An 18,742-nucleotide genomic window follows, 5' to 3' on the forward strand; every position below is an offset into this window, starting at 1 on the left:
TCGCCGGGGCGCGGCGGATGATGTCCGTCATGCGGGTGTTCGTGGCAGTCGCGCCGTCCACCGGTGCGGTGGAGGACCTCGAGGACTTCCTCGGGGCCCGTCAGGATGCCGGGTCCGACCTGCGGTGGAGCCCTTCCTGGCAGTGGCACGTGACGCTGGCGTTCATGGGGAGGACGCCCGAACGCGTCATCGACGACCTCCTCGACCGCGTCGGCGAGGTCGCCGGTCGCACCGAGCCGTTCGAGCTGGGCATCGCCCGGGGCGGGTGCTTCCCCGACGTGACCCGCGCGCGGGTGCTGTGGGCCGGCATCCGCGACGACGAGGCGCTGGCCCCGCTCGCCCGGGGTGTCCGCTCGGCGTGCGCGGTCGCCGGGGCGGCCCCGGAGGGCGGCCCGTTCCGGGCGCACGTCACGCTCGGCCGCTTCACCCGCCCGGGCGACGCGACGCGGTGGGTCAGGGTGCTCGAGACCTACGCCGGCCCGCCCTGGACCGCCTCGTGGGTCACCGTGTTCGAGTCGCACCTGCCCCGCGAGCGCGGGCACCGACCCCGGCACGAGGTCATCGCCCGCCTCCCCCTTCGAGGACGGGGGTGAGGCGGGCACCGACGCACGAGGCCATCGCCTCCCCCTTCGACGGTGAGGCGGGCACCGACGCACGAGGCCATCGCCTCCCCCTTCGACGGTGAGGCGGCCGACCTAGACTGGCGACGGCATCCGGGCGGGTGCCGGGCCCCCGTAGCTCAGCCGGATAGAGCAAGAGCCTTCTAATCTCGAGGTCGCAGGTTCGAGTCCTGCCGGGGGCGCCGTCGAAAGCGGATGTTCCGGCTCGTTCACGGGTGAGTCCGGTGATGCACACCGCGCGATAGGACGCGCCCTCTGCATCACCCGACACCAGATCGACCACACGAGTGAGCAGAACATGCCCGGGATCGAGGGCGACGCCGCGCGTGTCCTGCTCACTCGATGCCCGAGCGCTCACCGGCATGGCAGGAGACGCCCGGGCGAAACGCGCTCGACGGATGAGGTCAGGCAGCGTGGTCGCCGAGGCGGGCCACGGGGAAAGGATTGTTCACCCACGTTCGCCCGCGGGCCGGGCCGTCACCCGAGGTCGAGGCCCTCGAGCGAGGCGGACGGCTTGACATCGGGGAGGCGCAGCATCCGGAAGGAGTTGGCCAGGCCGAGCAGCGCCGCGAGCAGGGGCACGAGCAGGGCGATCTGGAGCGAGCGGTTGCGCGCCGTGTCGTTGATGGCGAGGACCTCCGCCTCGACCTCCGGGGGCTGGCCGCTGATCTGGGCGTCGAGCGCGCTCGTGCTCATGATCTCGGCGTCCTCCTCGAGCACGGTCGCGATCTGCTCCTGCTGGGCCGGAGGGATGACCGTGCTGGCCTCGGTCAGCGAGGTGAAGCTGAAGGCCAGGGCGGCGAGCATGACCCCGCCCGCCATCGCCAGGCCGAACGAGAGGCCGAAGGACCCCGCCGCCGAGTTCACTCCCGCGGCCTCGCTGATCCGCTCCTCCTCGATCGGCGCGAGCGTGTAGTTGTTCAGCTGCGAGACGAGCAGGCCGAGCCCGCACCCGGTGACCACGAGGGGAAGGGCGAGGTACCACCCGCTGTCGATGACCGGCACCATGACGATGATGACGGCCACGCCGACCGCCGCGAGGATGAAGCCCGTGCGGATGATCCGTGCCGGCCGGCGGTCACCGGCCCTCTTGCCGGCGACCACGGCCGCCGCGAACATCGTCAGGGACAACGGCGCGAGCGACAGGCCGGCCTCCATCGCGTTGTACTCCAGCGTCATCTGCAGGAAGAGCGGCAGCGCGATCATCGACCCGCCCAGGGCCACCTGCTGGAGCATCTGGGCGGAGATGCCGGCCGTGAAGTTCGGGGAACGGAAGAGGTCGGGGTCGAGCAGGGTGACCTGCCCGGCGCGCTTCCGGCGGGTGAGCCACCAGGCCAGGGAGCCCAGGGCCACGGCGCCCACGGCCATGAGGAGGAGCACGAACTCGCCACCCTCCTGCCACACGAGGATGCCGAGCACGACGCCACCCATGCCGAGCACGGACAGGACCGCCCCGACGACGTCGACCTGGCGCGACCCGGTGTAGGCAACGTCCTTGACGAGCCGGATCTGGCTCAGCACGACCGCGATGATGACCACCTCGAGCGCGAACCCGACGCGCCACGAGAGGTAGGTCGTGACGAACCCGCCGAGCAGCGGCCCGACGGCGGCGGCGATGGCCGCGGCGGCGCCGATGAGCGCGTAGGCCTGCTTCTGCGCGGCTCCGCTGAAGTTGCCGTGGATGAGTGACTGCATCGCCGGGAGCAGCAGCGAGGCGCCCAGCCCGCCGATGATCGCCCAGAAGATGACGATCGCGGTGAGGCTCTGGGTCAAGGTCATCGCGAGGGCCCCGACGGCGTACGCGAGCAGGCCGAGCACGTAGGCCCGCTTCCTGCCGATGAGGTCGCCCACCTTGCTGTTGATGAGGATGAACGCCGCCGAGACGAGGGCCTCGAGCGCGATGGCCGACTGCACCCCGCTCGCCGTGGTGTCGAGGTCCTCGATGACCGCCGAGATCGACACGTTCATGAGGGAGGTGTCGACGACGAGGACGAACATCGCCATGGCGAGGAGCACCATGAGCCGGCGGCTCCCCTGCTCGACGGTCGGGACCTCGGGACCTCGGGCCTGGCTCATGGATCCTCCTCGCTGTGGCAGGGCGGCGCAGGCGCTGGCCGGGCCGCAGTCGCACGGCGGATCGGCGCCGTCGTCGACAGGTTACGAAGAGGGGCAGGGCGGGGGATCACCCGCGGCGGATGACGGCCGACCTGGCACCGAACACGTCACACCACGTCGCACACGGGCCACGAGCACGTCGGCGGTCATCCGGCCGAGGGTCGACCCTCAGATGCCGGCGTACTCGTGCTCGGTGACCGGAAAGCCGGCATCCTGCCAGGCGGTCAGGCCGCCGTCGAGGACGGCCACGCCGCCGAAGCCCATGTCCTGCAGGGTGGCCGCGGCCGGGGCGGCACGGGCTCCGGAGTGGCACACCACGACCATCGGTCGTGCCGGATCGAGTTCCTCTTGTGCCGGGGGCTGGCGGGGTCGGCGAAGAACCCGAGCAACCCTCGCGGAGCCGGGACGGACCCGTCGATGTGACCGTGCTCCCACTCCGTGGACTGGCGCACGTCGACAGAGCACGGCCGTGCCGGCCCTCAGCTGCTCGGCAGCGTCCGTGGGGACACCGAGCCGACGCGCGACCTGGCCTCCGTGATCAGCTGCATGACGCCCATGGCCATCCCTGTCATCTCCTTCGTCGTTGCGGGCCGGGTCACCCGAGCCGCACGCCTTCGACATCGAGCCCCCCGCCGGCGGGCAGCTTGCTCCAGCTGCGGCGCTCCCACTCCTCCTTGAGGACCTCCTCGGCGGCCTTCTCGAGGAACTCGGGGCGGGCCCAGTCGGCGACGTCGAAGTCGTTCTTGATGTAGCCGTGGCTGACCATGAAATCCTTGCCGATTCCGATCGTCTGCATGTTCATCGCGCTCAGGCTCGGCACCATGTCGACGTCCTTGATGCCCTGGTAGGTGTCCTCGGCGTCGAGGTAGAACGTCTGGCGGTTCAGGATCGCGCCGGCCGCGCGCTTGTGCTCGTTGGCCCAGCGGCCGACCTTGATCATCGCCTTCATGTAGGCGAGGACGAGCTCGGGGTGCTCGTCGGCCATGACGTCGGTGCAGGTGATCACGGCCGGGGTGTTGGCCACCTGGATCGTCCAGTCGGGGTACCTCGACAGGTCCTCGATCATCTTGACCTTCCCGGTGGCCTCCTGCAGGTGCTGGAAGACCTTGCTCTGCGTGTAGATCGCGTCGACCGTGCCGTCGCGCAACGCCGTCTCCAGGGGCCGGAAGGCCAGGTCGTGCTTGTGGTCGCGGCGCATCCACAGCTCGGAGGGGTTGTTCATCGGCGGCACGAGCATCGCGGGCTTGTCGTACCAGTCGTCGGGGTAGGGGAACTCGACGAGCTCGATGTCGTCCATCGTCATGTCGTGGATCTTGAGCATCGTCTCGATGCCCATGTGCTCCTGGATGCGCCACCAGTCGTTCTTGATGGTGTTCAGGCTCTTGCTGATGCCGATCTTCTTGCCTCTGAGGTCCGCAATCCGGAACAGCGGGTCGCGGGAGCGCACTGCCATGCAGCCGCCCTCGTGGACCCAGGTGGCCCCGAGCAGCACCGTGCGGCGGATGTCGGCGTGCACGTGGATCGGCGGGTACAGCCCGCCGAAGCGAATGAGGTTGTCGAGGTTGTGCACGTAGTGGGGGTACCAGTTGTTCTCGGGGGCGTGGCGGAAGTAGGCGTACTCGACACCGAGCTTCTTGAACTCCTCACGGCACCAGCCGAGCTCCTGGTCGACGTTGTTCGCCGAGACCATGGGGCAGTTGGTGAACCAGACCTCGTTCCAGTCCAGGGGCACGGTGGTGGCCACCCGGGGCGTGTCGGTGGCGGTCATGGCGACTCCTTCCGGTCGACTCCACGGTCGAGGTGACCAGCGGATCCACGTCCACGTTCCCTGACCCGAGGACCGGGTCGCCTCATCTGCGCGGGATGACATCCCGCCCACTCGCCCGGCCGCCACCCCGGAACCCGATCTCATCCGCGGCGGGTGACGCGCGAGGAGCGCTCGGAGACGAGGTTGAGGTGAGACCGGGGCACGCGTGGGCCTCGGCTCGACGAGGTGGGCACCGTGTCCACCGCCCCGCCCTCGTGGCGGGTCGCGAAGGAGAACTGATGAACGACAACCCCGACACCGCGATCGACGAGCTCGGCCCGGTCGACTACCTCGTGCTGGAGTTCCCAGCGGGCCAGCAGAACTTCACCGGTGAGGCAGCCGCTGAGCTCGCCAAGCTCGCCGAGAGCGGCATCATCCGCATCCTCGACGTGCTCATCCTCGTCAAGAACGAGGACGGCTCGGTCGAGGGGATGGAGCTCGACGAGACCCCGGCCGTCGACGCCATCCGCGCCCTGGAGGCCGACATCGCCGAGATCCTGGCCGCCGAGGACGTCGAGCTGCTGGCCGAGGCCATGGAGCCCGGCAGCGTCGCCGGTGTCGTCGTCTGGGAGAACGTCTGGGCCGCACCGTTCGCCGCCGCCGCCCGACGCGCGGGGGGGCAGCTCATCGCCTCCGGCCGGATCCCCATCCAGGCCATCGCCGCATCGATCGAGGCCGAGATGGCCTCCGAGGAAGGGAACTGACATGCCACTTCGTCCCGCACGCGCAGCACGCCGCGGCGTCATCGGCGCCCCCGTGGCCCGCACCGCCGCCACCGTCGGCACCGCGGCCGTCGTCGTCCACGGCGTCCGCAGGCGCGGCGACCGGCGCGAGGACCGCCGTGAGGACCGCCGCGACCGCCGCTGACCGGCATCCCGCAGACCGACCCGAGGGACGCCGCCGAGGCCCGGCGGCGTCCCCGACCGCACAGGAGGCAGGACCGTGACACCGGAGTTCTCAGGACGCATCGAGCTGGACATCCGGGACTCGGTCCCCGACTGGGCGCCCTACCTCGCCCCGAAGGCGCCCGACGGCGCGCCCAACGTCGTCTTCGTCGTCTGGGACGACGTGGGCTACGGCACGATGGACTGCTTCGGCGGACCGGTGCGCACGCCGACGATGAGCCGGATCGCCGACGCGGGCGTGCGCTACTCGAACTTCCACACGACGGCCCTGTGCTCGCCCACGCGCGCCTCGCTGCTCACCGGGCGCAACGCGACGTCGAACGGGATGGCGACGATCGCCGAGTTCAGCTCGGGCTTCCCCGGCATCTCCACCCGGATCCCGTTCGAGAACGGCTTCATCTCCGAGGTCCTCCTCGAGCACGGATACAACACGTACTGCGTGGGCAAGTGGCACCTCACGCCGGGCGAGGAGACCGGCATGGCCGCCTCGAAGCGACGCTGGCCGCTCGGCCGGGGCTTCGAGCGGTTCTACGGCTTCCTCGGTGGCGAGTCCAGCGGCTGGTACCCCGACCTCATCCACGACAACCACCCCGTCGAGCCCCCCGCGACCCCCGACGAGGGCTACCACATCGCCCAGGACCTGTCCGACCAGGCGATCCGCTTCATCCGCGACGCCAAGGCCGTCGAGCCCGACAAGCCCTTCTTCCTCTACTTCAGCCTGGATGCCGCCCACGCGCCGCACCACGTGTTCCTGGAGTGGGCCGACAGGTACAAGGGCACCTTCGACAGCGGCTACGAGGCGATCCGCGAGACCATCCTGGCCCGGCAGAAGGAGCTCGGCCTGCTGCCGCAGGACACCGAGCTGAGCGGCATCAACCCGCACGGCGAGCCCGGCGTGACCGGCCCCGACGGGCAGCCCTGGCCCATGCTCGACACGGTGCGCCCCTGGGAGTCGCTCGGCGACGACGAGAAGCGCCTGTTCATCCGGATGGCCGAGGTGTTCGCCGGCTACGTCGAGTACACCGACGACCAGGTCGGGCGGGTCATGGACTTCCTGGAGTCCAGCGGCGAGCTCGACAACACGATCATCGTCGTCGTCTCCGACAACGGCGCGAGCGGCGAGGGCGGCCCGAACGGCACGTTCAACGAGTGGCGCTTCTTCAACAACGTGCCCACCCCGACCTCGCTGACCCTGGAGCACATCGACGAGCTCGGTGGCCCGAAGTCCTACAACCACTACAACACCGGGTGGGCGTGGGCCTTCGACACCCCGTTCCCGTACTGGAAGCGGTGGGCCGGCTACGAGGGCGGCATCTCCGACATGTGCCTGGTCTCCTGGCCCGCGAAGGTCCCGGCCGACGGGGCGGTGCGGCCGCAGTACGTGCACGCGGTCGACGTCGTCCCCACGATCTACGACCTCATCGGCATCACCCCACCGAGCACGATCAACGGCTACGACCAGCGCGTGCTCGAGGGCGAGAGCTTCGCGGCCTCGCTGACCGACCCCACGGTGCCCGGCAAGCGCACCCAGTTCTACTCGATGCTCGGCCAGCGCTCCCTGTACGAGGACGGCTGGCTCGCGTGCACCATGCACCCGCCGCTGAGCGGCTGGGGCACGTTCGAGCAGGACGTGTGGGAGCTCTACCACGTCGAGGTCGACCGCTCGCAGTCCACGAACCTCGCCGACGCCGAACCGGAGCGGGTGCAGGCCATGGTCGCCCGATGGTTCGAGCTGGCCGAGCAGTACAACGGCCTGCCGCTCGACGACCGCAACGCCCTGGAGCAGATGCTCGCCGAACGCCCGAGCGGCACACCCGCGCGGGACCGGTACGTCTACTACCCGGACTGCGCATCGGTCCCGGAGCAGTCGGCCGTCGCGACGGCCGGGCGCTCGTACACGATCTCGGCCGGGGTCGACGTCGGCTCGGCCGACGCCGAGGGCGTCATCTTCGCCCAGGGCGGCGTCGCCGGCGGGCACAGCCTCTTCGTCCAGGACCAACGGCTGACCTACGTCTTCAACTGGGTCGGCACCCACCTGCAGACGATCACCGCCGACCGGGCCCTCGAGCCCGGTCCGCACGTCATCACCGCCGAGTTCGTGGCCCAGGGTCGCAGCGAGGACCCGATGATGGCCGGTGCCAAGGGACCGCTCACCCTGTACGTCGACGGCGAGGCCGTCGGCAGCGACACCATCGTGACGCAGCCGGGCGCCTTCTGCCTCGTCGGCGACGGCCTGTGCGTCGGCCGCGACGACGCCTCCCCCGTGTCGCCCAGCTACACGGCGCCGTTCGCGTTCACCGGTGGCACCATCGACAAGGTGGTCGTCGACGTCTCCGGGGAGCGCTACCGCGACCACGAGGCCGAGGTGCGGGGCTGGTTCATCCTCGACTGACACCGGTCGCCCGCTCGGGTGAGCCGGCCAACGACGGAAGGTCCGCGATGACGGCACTGACGGCACCGCGGGCCTTCCACGTCATGTCCAAGCCCACCGGGGCGATCTGCAACCTGGACTGCGAGTACTGCTTCTTCCTGTCCAAGGACGAGCTGTACCCCGGCAGCGGCTTCCGGATGCCGTCGGACGTGCACGAGGCGTACATCGCCCAGCTGCTCGCCGCCCAGCGCGGGGTCGACGAGGTGGTCGTCGCGTTCCAGGGCGGTGAGCCCACGCTCATGGGCATCGACTTCTTCCGGCGCACCCTCGAGCTGGAGCGCCGGTACGCGGCGCCCGGGCAGCGGGTCCTCAACACGATGCAGACCAACGCGACGCTGCTCGACGACGAGTGGTGCGCCTTCCTCAAGGAGAACGACTTCCTCGTCGGGGTCTCGATCGACGGGCCGCGCGAGATGCACGACGCCTACCGGGTCGACAAGGGCGGCAAGCCGACCTTCGACCGGGTCGTCCGTGGCCTGGATGCGCTGAAGCGGCACGGGGTCGACTGGAACGCGCTGACCACCGTCAACGCGGCCAACGGGGACCACGGGCTGCGGGTGTACCGGTTCCTGCGGGACGAGCTGGGGGCGACGTTCGTGCAGCTCATCCCGGTCGTGGAGCGGGTCACCGCCGAGCTGCTGCCCTTGGCCGAGTCGGGCTGGGGCGCCCGCACCGGTGACCGCCCGCTGTACCGGCAGCAGGGCGACCTCGTCACGCACCGCACCGTCGGGGCGGCCCAGTACGGGCGGTTCCTCATCGACGTCTTCGAGGAGTGGGCCCGGCACGACGTCGGCGACGTGTTCGTCTCGATGTTCGACACCGCCCTGGCCCACTGGATGGGCATGGACCAGGTCGGGCTGTGCGTGCACGCCCGCACGTGCGGGGACGCCGTCGCGTTGGAGCACAACGGCGACCTCTACTCGTGCGACCACTACGTCGAGCCCGGCTACCTGCTGGGCAACATCGCGCAGGGACGCACGATGCTCGAGCTCGTCAACCTGCCGCAGCAGAAGGCCTTCGGGCAGGCCAAGCTGGACACGCTGCCCCAGTACTGCCGCTCCTGCGACGTGCGGTTCGCCTGCAACGGCGGCTGCCCCAAGGACCGCTTCACCACCACCCCCGACGGCGAACCCGGCCTGCACTACCTCTGCGCCGGGTACCAGGACTTCTTCCGCCACGTCGACGCACCGATGCGGGTCATGGCCGACCTGCTGCGCCGCGGTCGCGACGCCACCGGGCTGCGCGACTGGTACGCCGTCCGCGACGCGAAGCGGGCGCCGGACGAGCCGTGCACCTGCGCCGGCGGACGCACCTGGTCCGAGTGCCACGGCGTTGACGCCGCCGGCTGACACCGAGTCGGCGGGCACGGCTGGTGCCCGACCCGGTGGTCGTCAGCCGTCGGCGGGTGGCGCGCCGGTGTCGGTGGGCTGTCGCGCCCGGTGCCGAGCAGCGCGCGACGGTCGGAGCTCGGTGACCTCGACCGGGCCTCCGGCCTCCGGCCCCGCAGCCGCCTCGGCCGCTCCGTAGCGCGCCGCGAGCGGTGCGGCACTGAACCCGTGGGCCAGCACGCTGAGCAGCACGGTGACGGTGACGACGGCCAGCGCCTCGTCCGCGACCGGCCCGAGTGCCTCGAGGGCGAGCAGGCCGAACACGAGCGAGGCCAGCCCCCTGGGGCCGAACCACCCCACGAAGAGCACCGTCCGGCGGTTGAGCCCGCTGCCGACGAGGGCGAGCGCCACCGGCAGCATGCGCACGACGGTGAGGCTGAGCACGGCGTAGAGCACCATGAGGGCGTCGACACGGTCGAGCATGATCGGCAGGGCCACCGCCCCGAAGGCCAGCCACACCAGCGCGGAGACGAGCTCGCCCATCTGCTCGAGGAAGACGAGCTGCCGCGGTGCGCGGCGGCCGGCGCGGCCACCGAAGGCCAGCCCGCCGCAGAACGCCGCCACGAACCCGTTGGCGTCCACCGCGAGCGCCGCGGCGTACGCGAGCAGGGCCAGGGCGAGCACCCCGACCCCTGCGAAGTCCTCCGCGGCCAGGCCACGGCGACCGGCCTGGCGGACGAGCCAGCCCCCTGCTGCACCGACGAGGGAACCGACGAGCACGCCCAGGGCCAGCTGGACGACGGCGCTTCCGGCACCCTCGTGGCCCTCGAGCCCGGCCGCGGCGGCCGCGCCGGCGATGGCCAGCATGACGACCGGGGTCACGATGCCGTCGTTGAGGCCGCTCTCGACGGTGATGAGCTGACGGATCCTGGACGGCACGACCGGGTTCGTCACGACGGGCACACCGAGCGCGGCGTCGGTGGGCGCGAGGGCGGCGCCGACGAACAGGGCCAGCCAGAGGCCCAGCTCCGGCCAGAACCAGGCGGACAGGGCCCAGCCGAGCAGGACCGTGAGCGGCAGGCCGATGCCGAGGAGGCGGAGGTACCGCCCGACGTCGTGGCGCAGCTCGCGCAGCGGCAGCCGGGCGGCATCCGAGAAGAGCACCCAGACGAGCGTGACCTCGACGAGCACGGTGAGCGCCGCGGACTCCTCCGGGCCCTCGACCAGGCCGGCCCAGGCGAGCGCGGCACCCACGACGATGAAGACGATCGGCGCGGTCAGGTCGGCGCGGGCGAGCCGGCGTGAGACCAGGCTCCAGCCGAACAGCGTCGCGGTGATGACGACGATCGCGGTGGCGTCCATCGCGGGTCCTTTCGCTGGAGGCGGCGCTAGGTGAGCGGCGGGATGCCCTTGGAGATCAGGTTCACGCCGAGGACGAGGAACAGCACCGTCATCACGGCGTCGTTGTGGATCGCGAGCCACTCCTTCGTGGCGTCGAGCCTGGAGCGTGCGCCGGCGCCGCCGACCAGGTAGTACACGACGGGTCCGGCGATCGTCAGGCTGGCGACGACGACGAACACGCCGAGCGAGAGGACCGCCTCGGTCGTCGGAAGTCCGAGGGCGGCGACGGCCCCACCCGCACCCGCCGCGAGCAGCAGGTTCTTGGGGTTCACCCCCGCCAGCAGGAGCGCGAGCGTGAGTGCCTTGACGGGTGAGAACGAGTCGATCCCGGCCATCCACTTCGGCGGTTCCGCCGGCTCCCCGGGTGCCGCGCGCCCGCGCCACGTGCGCGCGGCCAGCAGCACGAAGAGCGCGCCGACGAGGACCTGCGACCAGGAGACCACGTCGGCGGTGGTGGTCTCCGACCCGGCCTCTCCGGCCAGGAACGCCACTGTGCTGACGACCGCCAGCGCCACGGCCCAGCCGAGCAGGAACATCGGCCCGTTGACCTTGGCCCGGCTGGAGAACAGCATGAGGATCACGGCGATGATCGGCACCGGGCTGATCGCCACCCCGACGGCGAAGGGGAGGACTGCTGCGACTGCGTCCATGCCATGTCCTTCCGTGCCGGCGCCGCCACCGGCGGGCGGCGGTCGTCGGCCCTGGCCGGTGGCCGACCCTGCCATCGTGGCGTGGCAGCCCCGGTTCAGGATCATCCCGACCGGATGAGCCGGCCGGTGGCTGCCGACCGTTCAGAGCAGGCCCAGCTCGACGGCCCGGTGCACCGCGTCGTTGCGCTCGGTGACCCCGAGCTTGGCGTAGATGTTGCGCAGGTGGGTCTTGACGGTGTTCACGGACACGAACAGCTCCGCTGCGATCTCCTCGTTCTTCATCCGGCCCGGCAGGTACGCGAGGACCTCGAGCTCACGCTCGGTCAGGTGCTCGGGCAGCGCGGCCTGGGCGCGCAAGCGCGGGTGCAGGCGCTGCGCGACGTGCCAGAGTGCGTCCGAGACCAGGGCCGGGTCGCGGCTGCCGTGGCGGCGCACGGCCTGCAGCGCTTCGGGCACCTCGACGAAGGGCCAGTGCATCTGGTCCGCGTGGGCGAGGGCGACCGACTCGTCGAGGACGAGGCGGGCCGGGTCACGCTGCCCCTCGGCACGCAGCACGGCGAAGGAGGAGAGCCGGTGCCGCAGCGAGGCCCTGAGGTCGTCCTCCCGCGGCAGCCAGCCGTCGAGGAGGCGCCGTGCCTCGCGGACGTCGGCCCGGGCCAGGGCCAGGTCGATGCGCGCCGGAGCGAGGGTGGCGTCGGCGGGGTCAGCCTGCAGCAGTGCCTGGGCCTCGGCGAGGCGACCGGTCCACACGAGCAGGCGCGCCTCGAACGCGTGCCGGGCCAGCCGCAGGACCGGGGCCTCGGAGAGGCTGCTGTCCCAGTCCCCGAGCCGGGCAAAGGCCTCGTCCGTGCCCTCGATCGCAGCCAGGAGGCGGATCTCGAGGGCCGCCTGCAGGTCGAAGTAGGCGACGCTGGCGCGCCGACGGGACAGGAGGGGGCGGGACAGGTCCAGGCTGGCGGCTGCGGCCTCGAGCTCGACCCGGTCGAGGTGGGCCAGCGCAGCGGCCAGGTGGGCGTTGAGGCGCGCGGAATGGTGGGCCAGCCCGGCGGCCCGCGCGGCCGCGCCCGCGGACGCGGCCAGGCGCAGCGCCTCCGTGGAGTGGCCCGACCAAGCCCGGGTGAGGGCGAGGAGGCCGAGCACGTAGACCTTCCAGACCGGGTAGGCGGTCCCCGGGAGGGAGAGCACGTGGTCCAGGGACCGCGCGGCACCCGCGACGTCCCCGGTGAGGAACAGGGCCCCCGCAGCTCCGTACTCGGCCATGACCTCCACCGAGTCCCGACCGCCGATGCCCAGGAAGTTGACGACCTCTCCGTGGCCGAGGTGAGGGAGGGCCTCCCTCACCTGGGCGGCCGCGCGGGTGACGGCCTCCGGGGGGATGTCCCTGAACCCCAGGATGGTGAACAGCGCGTGCGCAGCCGTTCGCTCCCCGAGGGTGAGGTCCGAGCGTCGCAGGAGCCGGCGGTAGGTGTCCGCGGCCACCCCGACCTCGTCGACGGCCACCTGCGCCGCGAGCAGGCTCACCACGACGGCGCCCGGGCACGGGGACTGCGCTCGTTCGATCGTCCGGAGCCAGCCGAGGACGGTCGCAACCTCCCCCCGCTCGTAGAGCAGGTGGCCGACGTCGGAGATCACGTCGAACGCCGCGGCGTGGTCCCCCGCGGCGAGCAGGTGGTCGACGGCCTCCTCCCCCCGCCCGTGGTCGAGCAGCCACCTCGCGGCTCGTCGGTGCAGGTCGGCCTCGGTGTCCGGGGCTTCCGCCCGCAGTCGGTAGAGCAGCAGGTCGGCGAAGAGGTGGTGGTACCGGAACAGTCCTCCGGACCGGTCGAGTGGGAGGAGGAACAGCGAGCGTCGCTCGAGCTCCTCGAGCATCCGCCGCGCGTTCCCGGCGCCGGTCACCGCATCACACACCTCGGGCGACAGCCAGCCGAGCACCGACGTCTGCAAGAGGAAGCGGCGGACCTGCGGGTCCTGCTGGTCGAGGACCTCCCCGACGAGGTACTCGGCGACGAGCCGGTGGCTGCCGGCGAAGGCCTCGATGGAGCTGTCGAGGTCGGGCGAGTCGCGCAGGGAGATGGCGGCCAGCTGGAGGCCGACCGCCCACCCGTCCGTCCGGGTCAGGAGCGCTCCCGCCTGCTCGCGCGTCAGCGGACGGCCGAGGAGGTTCACCAGCAGCGCCTGCCCGTCCTCGGTGCCGAACGCCAGGTCGGCGCTGCGCAGCTCGACGAGCCTGTCCTCCACCCGCACGGTGTGGACGGCCCACGGAGGGTCGCGCCGGCTCGTGACGACGGCGCGGGTCGACGCGGGCAGCGCGCACACCAGCCGGCCCAGGTCGTGCACGAGCTCCGCGTTCGTCAGCGCGTGCAGGTCCTCGATGACGAGCGCCACGTCGCCCGGCAGGGCTGCGAGGACCCCCTGGAGGGACTCGACCACGACGTCCCCGAGCCCCCGTCCGCCGGGGACGGTCGCCCTGGTCACGCCGACATCGACACCCGGGGCGGCCTCCCGGATCGCCGCGACCAGGTCGCGCAGGAGGACCACGGGGTCGTCGTGGTGCGGGCCGAGGGCGAGCGCGCCGAAGCCCAGCCCGGGGCGGGCCGCCGCCCACTGACGCACGAGCACGGACTTGCCCGACCCGGCCGACGCGATGACCAGCCCCAGCCCGCCCGGGCCCAGGGCGTCCAGGCGCCGCAGCAGCCGTGGGCGAACCACGACCGTGCGGGGCAGGGGCTGGTGGAGAGGGTCCAGCCCGGGGCGTTTCGGCATACGGCGATCGTCGCATCCCGCGGCCGCTCCTCGCTGGGCGTCCCGTCAGGTCGACGTCCCCGGCGCGCCGCCGTGCTCGTGCTCGCCCAGCCGGTGGATCTCGACGATCTCGAGTCGCAGGTCCTGGCACCGGTTGAGCAGGCCGTGGAAGGCGGCTTGGTCGACGACGTCCCCCACGAGGTGGGTGCGGCCCTCGTCCGCTCGGGCCTCGAAGCCCTCGATGGCGGCCGCGGTCAGGGGACCGACCTCTCCTTCGACGACGATCTCATAACGAGTCACGGGCCCGCCCTTCCGGTTCGTGCGGCCTCGGCCACCGACCACTGCGTCGCCAGCGTGCTGGACCATCGCCGGGAACCCTGATCACGCTAGGACCGCCGACCGCCCCCGGCATCACCCTCCGCGAGTGACGTTCTCGGTCGGCGGGCCGGTGGAACCACCGCCCGTCAGCCCGGCGCGTGCCGACGCGAGCGGCGCAGGGCCATCTCCGCCAGCGCCGCCGCGACGTCGGGCACGACCGAGTCGTCGAAGGCCGCGCGCGGGGAGTGGTTGTCCTCGGCGTCCCGGTGGTCGGGCACGGCGCACGCGCTGATGTTGAGGTAGCACCCGGGCACCTCGTCGAGGACGAAGGACATGTCCTCCGAGCCGGCCTCGGGGTCGACCATATCGGCCCACCGGTCGGCGCCGAACAGGTCGACGACGACGCCCTGCGCGAAGGCGAACTCGTCGACGTCGTTGACCGTCACGGGGTAGCCGTTGCCGATCGTCACCTCAGCGGTCAGGCCGTGGGCGAGGGCGACGTGCTGCGCGACGCGGGTCACGACCTCGTGGGCGCGCGCCCGGTTCTCCTTCGAGAAGGTCCGCAGGGTGGCCTCGATCCGGGCGTCGTCGGGGATGATGTTGTCCTTCGTCCCCGCGGCCACCCGCCCGACCGTGAGCACGACCGGGTCCCAGACGCTGAACTGCCGGGTCACCGCCGTCTGGAAGGCGAGCACGACCTCGCACGCCACCGGCACCGGGTCCTTCGTGCGTTCCGGCGCCGCGCCGTGGCCACCGAGGCCGTGCACGGTGACGGTGACCTCGTCGGCCGCCGCCATGAGCGTGCCGGGACGGCCGAACCAGACCCCGAGCGGGTGGTCGGCCGAGTAGACGTGCACGGTGTACGCGGCGTCGACCCGGCGGCCGGCGGCCTCGAGCAGGCCCTCACGGATCATCGGCTCCGCCCCGCCCGGCCCCTCCTCGCCCGGCTGGAACATGAGCACGACGTCCCCGACGAGCTCCTCGCGCAGCTCGTCCAGGATCCGCGCGGCGCCGACGAGGGCCGCCACGTGCAGGTCGTGCCCGCACGCGTGCATGAGCCCCGGCCGCTGCGACGCGTAGTCGACGTCGACCTCCTCGGTCACCGGCAGCGCGTCCATGTCACCGCGCAGCAGCACGACCGGGCGCTCGCCCGACACCGGCGCCCGGCCGCGCAGCACCGCGACGACCGAGCTGAGCGACTCCCCCGTGGTCACCTCGAGGTCGATCCCGTCCAGCGCGTCGAGCACCGCCGCCTGGGTGTCGGGCAGGTGCAGGCCGAGCTCGGGGATGCGGTGGAGCCGGCGCCGCAGGTCGACGAGCTCCGGTCCGATGCGGCGGGCGACGGCGAGGGCGTCGGTCACGGGTGGTCCTCTCGGGGTGGATGTGGGCGGGGTCGTCAGGGGCGGGCCGCGGATGCCGGGCGGCGCGGGCGCGGGGTGTCGTCATGCGGATGCCGGGCGGCCGGGGGTCGCGCGCCCTCGCACCGCTTCACGTGGTCGGCATCCCGACGAACTGCGCCCTGCGCGCCCGCAGCGCGAGGAGCCGCTCGCGCTCCTGCTCGACGGCATGGGCGTCGGCGGCCCCGTGCTGCACGCGGCGACGCAGGAGCGCGAGCTCGCTCGCGGCATCCTGGAAGGCCCGCATCGCGGCGAGGCCCTCGCGGCCGGTGTTGGCGCGGGCCCAGGCCCGGGCCTCGCGGCGCTGCGGCATCGAGGCGAGCATCGCGACCTCCGCGGGCGAGAGCCAGCCGGCATCCGCGTAGGGACGCAGGTGCTCGCCGATGAGCCGGCCCTCGTGGCGCCGCGCCCAGCCGACGAACCCGAGGAAGGCGAGGAAGACCGGCACCTGGACGAGGAGGTAGACCGCCACCATGCCCTGGCCCCCCGACACCGCCGCGAGGTTCCACAGCGCGTGGCTGAGGACCGCGAGGAGGTACCCGATGACCGGCGCGACGAGCCGTGGCAGCCACGTGCGGCTCGTCGCCGCCACCCCGATGCCGACCCCGGTGAGGACCGTGAACATCGGGTGGGCGAAGGGCGACAGCAGGCAGCGCACGACGAAGGTGCCGGTGAGCGCCTCGGCGCCGCCCTGCGACCACGCGACGGAGAGGTAGTGGATGTTCTCGGTGAAGGCGAAGCCCGCCGCGCAGACACCGGCATAGACCATGCCGTCGGTGATGCCGTCGAACTCGTGCCGCAGGAACCACCAGACGACGAGGACGAGCACGCCCTTCGCGGCCTCCTCGACGAAGGGGGCGACGAGCACGGCAGTCGTCGCGAGCGCCGACTCGGGGTCCGTGACGACCTCGAGCACCGCGATCGCGCTCGTGTTGAACACGGCCGCGACGAGGGCCGCCACGAGGGCGCCCCAGAGGAACGCGCCGACGAGGAGGCGGGTCGGCTCCGACTCGAACCGGTCGAGCCACAGGAAGGTCGGGATGACGATGCCGAGCGGCACGACGGCGGCGACGAGCGCGAGCAGGGTCGTCTGCACCCCGAACGCGGCACCGAAGTACGACGCGACGACGAGGAGCACGAGGAGGAAGCCGAGGCCGGCGATGCCGGTGAACAGCCACCCGCGCAGGGCCGGGCGGGATGTCGGGTCGCGGCGCACGAGGGTGTCGGGCCGGTGCGTCGCGAGGTCCCGACTCATGGCACGCGACCCTAGTGCAGCCGCCCGGACCCCGGCCTCCCACTCGACGGGTCGCGCCTAGCATGGCCCCCATGACCCTGCCCGGCCCCGACCACCCCGCCCCGCCCGGCACCGAGCGCGCCCTGAGCGACCGGATCGTCTGGATCGACTGCGAGATGACCGGCCTGTCCCTCGAGACCGACGCGCTCGTCGAGGTCGCCGCCCTCGTCACCGACTACGAGCTCACCGTGCTCGGCGACGGCGTCGACGTCGTCATCCGTCCCCCGGACGCCGCGCTCGCCCAGATGGGCGACTTCGTGCGGGACATGCACACGACGTCGGGGCTGCTCGACGAGCTCGAGGCCGGTGTCACCCTCGAGCAGGCCCAGGAGCTCGTCCTCGACCACGTCCGCGCCTGGGCACCCGAGGCGGGCCGGGCCCCGCTCGGCGGCAACACCGTCGCGACCGACCGGGCCTTCCTCGCCCGCGACATGCCCGACCTCGAGGCCCACCTGCACTACCGGATCATCGACGTGTCGTCGATCAAGGAGCTCTCGCGCCGCTGGTACCCGCGCGCCTACTTCGCGGCCCCGGCGAAGAGCGGTGGCCACCGGGCGCTCGCCGACATCCGGGAGTCCATCGCCGAGCTCCGCTACTACCGCGAGGCGGTCTTCGTGCCCCCGCCCGGACCCTCCACGGAGCAGGCGCGCAGCATCGCGGCCCGTCACGTCGTCGACCACGGTGGCCACCGGGGTGGCGCCCCGGCTGGTCCCCCGGACGTGGTCCGGAGCACCCCCGAGTAGCAGGTACGATGGTCCGCGCTGCGGGCGCCACGGCATCCTCGGATGCCGTCCGCCCGCCGTGGTGGGTATAGCTCAGCTGGTAGAGCACCTGGTTGTGGTCCAGGGGGCCGCGGGTTCAAGTCCCGTTACTCACCCCACGCCGCCGAACCCCCGATCCGCTTGTGCGGGTCGGGGGTTCGCGCGTTCCCGCCCGCAGTCGCAGGGCCTCGCTCACCCGCGGCACGGCCGGCAGGTCGGCTTTGGGAGGATGGGGGCATGCCGTCCCGCCGCCTGTCCGCCGTCGTCACCGTCGTCGTGCTGCTCGCCCTCGTCGTCGTGGCCGTCGCCCCGGCGTTCGCGACACCCGCCGCAGGGCCTGCGGGAACCGCCGGGGGCCTGGCCCTGCACGCCCGCCTCGTCGGGTCGGCGCCCGCGGACGGCAGCACCGTCGACACGGCGACGCAGGTCGCGCTGGAGTTCAACGAGGAGGTCAACCCCGACTTCGTCGCGGTCAGGGTGGCCGGGCCCGACGGTGCCGAGGCCGACGGCAGCCCGGTCGTCGACGGCCGCACGGTGACCCAGGCCCTGGCCGCCGAGCTGCCGGCCGGCGCGCACACCGTGACCTACCGCGTCGTCAGCGCCGACGGCCACCCGATCTCCGGCTCCCTGACCTTCACGACCACCGCAGGCCCGAGCGTCACGACGCAGCCGAGCGACCCGGCATCCGCGACGCCGTCCCCGTCCACGGGCGACGAGGCGAGCACCGCCCCCAGCGCCTCGCCCACCCCACAGGGGTCCTCGACCCCGGTATCGACCGAGGGCTCGGACGGCCTGTCCCCGTGGCTCATCGCCGCCGTGGCGGCCGTGCTCGCGGTGCTCGCGCTCACCGTCGGCCGGCGCCTCCGCAGCCGGCCGGCGGGTGGCACCGGGGCCGCCCCGGAGGCGGACGACGACGCCCCCGTGGGCGACCGTGGCGGCGCCGCCCGGGGCTGACCCGGGGCTGACCCGGGGC

Annotated in this window: 16 protein-coding genes and 2 tRNA genes; 9 read left to right on the plus strand and 9 right to left on the minus strand. The window is 72.5% G+C overall.

The annotated features are described in order from the left end of the window. The first annotated feature begins 29 nt into the window (after positions 1–29). Both thpR and ABD899_RS12530 read left to right on the plus strand, forming a co-directional pair. Positions 30–593 carry an RNA 2',3'-cyclic phosphodiesterase gene (gene thpR / locus ABD899_RS12525; RefSeq protein ID WP_345206450.1) on the plus strand — a complete coding sequence of 188 codons (564 nt, stop codon included), beginning with the start codon at positions 30–32 and terminating at the stop codon, positions 591–593. A gap of 135 nt (positions 594–728) precedes the next feature. Continuing rightward, positions 729–802, plus strand: a tRNA-Arg gene (locus tag ABD899_RS12530). A 295-nt stretch (positions 803–1,097) separates the two neighbouring features. On the opposite strand, the gene ABD899_RS12535 is transcribed toward ABD899_RS12530, so the two are convergent. The 3 genes from ABD899_RS12535 to ABD899_RS12545 all read right to left on the minus strand — a co-directional run bounded on the left by ABD899_RS12535 (position 1,098) and on the right by ABD899_RS12545 (position 4,503). Then, entirely contained in the window at positions 1,098–2,696 is a 1,599-nt protein-coding gene (locus tag ABD899_RS12535; RefSeq protein WP_345206452.1) for an MFS transporter, read from the minus strand. A gap of 207 nt (positions 2,697–2,903) precedes the next feature. After that, positions 2,904–3,356 carry a rhodanese-like domain-containing protein gene (locus ABD899_RS12540; RefSeq protein ID WP_345206455.1) on the minus strand — a complete coding sequence of 151 codons (453 nt, stop codon included), beginning with the start codon at positions 3,354–3,356 and terminating at the stop codon, positions 2,904–2,906. After that, positions 3,331–4,503, minus strand: a complete 1,173-nt coding sequence (locus ABD899_RS12545) for an ABC transporter substrate-binding protein (RefSeq protein ID WP_345206457.1) — start codon at positions 4,501–4,503, stop codon at positions 3,331–3,333. Before ABD899_RS12545 ends, ABD899_RS12540 begins: the two co-directional genes overlap by 26 nt. 278 nt (positions 4,504–4,781) lie before the next feature. Between ABD899_RS12545 and ABD899_RS12550 the strand changes: the two genes are divergently transcribed. The 4 genes from ABD899_RS12550 (at position 4,782) to ABD899_RS12565 (ending at position 9,227) form a co-directional block, all read left to right on the plus strand. Further along, positions 4,782–5,246, plus strand: a complete 465-nt coding sequence (locus tag ABD899_RS12550; protein ID WP_345206460.1) for a DUF6325 family protein — start codon at positions 4,782–4,784, stop codon at positions 5,244–5,246. A 1-nt stretch (position 5,247) separates the two neighbouring features. Then, on the plus strand, positions 5,248–5,409 hold the full coding sequence (locus ABD899_RS12555) for a hypothetical protein (protein ID WP_345206462.1): 162 nt from the start codon (positions 5,248–5,250) through the stop codon (positions 5,407–5,409). A 75-nt stretch (positions 5,410–5,484) separates the two neighbouring features. Then, positions 5,485–7,839 (plus strand): sulfatase-like hydrolase/transferase, encoded by a 2,355-nt coding sequence (locus ABD899_RS12560; protein ID WP_345206464.1) that lies wholly within the window; start codon positions 5,485–5,487, stop codon positions 7,837–7,839. A 47-nt stretch (positions 7,840–7,886) separates the two neighbouring features. Continuing rightward, the gene (locus ABD899_RS12565) at positions 7,887–9,227 is read left to right on the plus strand and encodes an anaerobic sulfatase maturase (RefSeq protein ID WP_345206467.1); all 1,341 of its coding nucleotides are present in this window, start codon (positions 7,887–7,889) and stop codon (positions 9,225–9,227) included. A 42-nt stretch (positions 9,228–9,269) separates the two neighbouring features. Here ABD899_RS12565 and ABD899_RS12570 read toward each other — a convergent pair whose 3' ends face one another. The 6 genes from ABD899_RS12570 to ABD899_RS12595 all read right to left on the minus strand — a co-directional run bounded on the left by ABD899_RS12570 (position 9,270) and on the right by ABD899_RS12595 (position 16,969). Further along, positions 9,270–10,568 carry a cation:proton antiporter domain-containing protein gene (locus tag ABD899_RS12570; protein ID WP_345206469.1) on the minus strand — a complete coding sequence of 433 codons (1,299 nt, stop codon included), beginning with the start codon at positions 10,566–10,568 and terminating at the stop codon, positions 9,270–9,272. Positions 10,569–10,594: 26 nt separating this feature from the next. After that, positions 10,595–11,257 (minus strand): GAP family protein, encoded by a 663-nt coding sequence (locus tag ABD899_RS12575; RefSeq protein WP_345206472.1) that lies wholly within the window; start codon positions 11,255–11,257, stop codon positions 10,595–10,597. A 141-nt stretch (positions 11,258–11,398) separates the two neighbouring features. Further along, a complete protein-coding gene (locus ABD899_RS12580; RefSeq protein WP_345206474.1) occupies positions 11,399–14,020 on the minus strand; it encodes a winged helix-turn-helix domain-containing protein in 2,622 nt (873 codons plus the stop codon). Between the two features lie 45 nt (positions 14,021–14,065). Then, positions 14,066–14,299, minus strand: coding sequence for a hypothetical protein (locus ABD899_RS12585; RefSeq protein WP_345206477.1), 234 nt, complete (start codon positions 14,297–14,299; stop codon positions 14,066–14,068). A 164-nt stretch (positions 14,300–14,463) separates the two neighbouring features. Beyond that, on the minus strand, positions 14,464–15,678 hold the full coding sequence (locus ABD899_RS12590; protein WP_345206480.1) for a M20 metallopeptidase family protein: 1,215 nt from the start codon (positions 15,676–15,678) through the stop codon (positions 14,464–14,466). Positions 15,679–15,805: 127 nt separating this feature from the next. Continuing rightward, on the minus strand, positions 15,806–16,969 hold the full coding sequence (locus ABD899_RS12595) for a PrsW family intramembrane metalloprotease (protein WP_345206483.1): 1,164 nt from the start codon (positions 16,967–16,969) through the stop codon (positions 15,806–15,808). A 71-nt stretch (positions 16,970–17,040) separates the two neighbouring features. On the opposite strand from ABD899_RS12595, the gene orn reads away from it, so the two are divergent. The 3 genes from orn to ABD899_RS12610 all read left to right on the plus strand — a co-directional run bounded on the left by orn (position 17,041) and on the right by ABD899_RS12610 (position 18,723). Next, the gene (gene orn, locus ABD899_RS12600; RefSeq protein WP_345206485.1) at positions 17,041–17,751 is read left to right on the plus strand and encodes an oligoribonuclease; all 711 of its coding nucleotides are present in this window, start codon (positions 17,041–17,043) and stop codon (positions 17,749–17,751) included. 61 nt (positions 17,752–17,812) lie between these two features. Next, a tRNA-His gene (locus ABD899_RS12605) sits at positions 17,813–17,888 on the plus strand. Between the two features lie 118 nt (positions 17,889–18,006). Beyond that, positions 18,007–18,723: a copper resistance CopC family protein gene (locus ABD899_RS12610; protein WP_345206488.1), complete on the plus strand. Its 717-nt coding sequence runs from the start codon at positions 18,007–18,009 to the stop codon at positions 18,721–18,723. Positions 18,724–18,742 lie beyond the last annotated feature (19 nt).

Origin of the sequence: Fodinibacter luteus (assembly GCF_039541575.1) — a bacterium.
In the GTDB taxonomy this organism is placed as follows: Bacteria; Actinomycetota; Actinomycetes; order Actinomycetales; family Dermatophilaceae; genus Fodinibacter; species Fodinibacter luteus.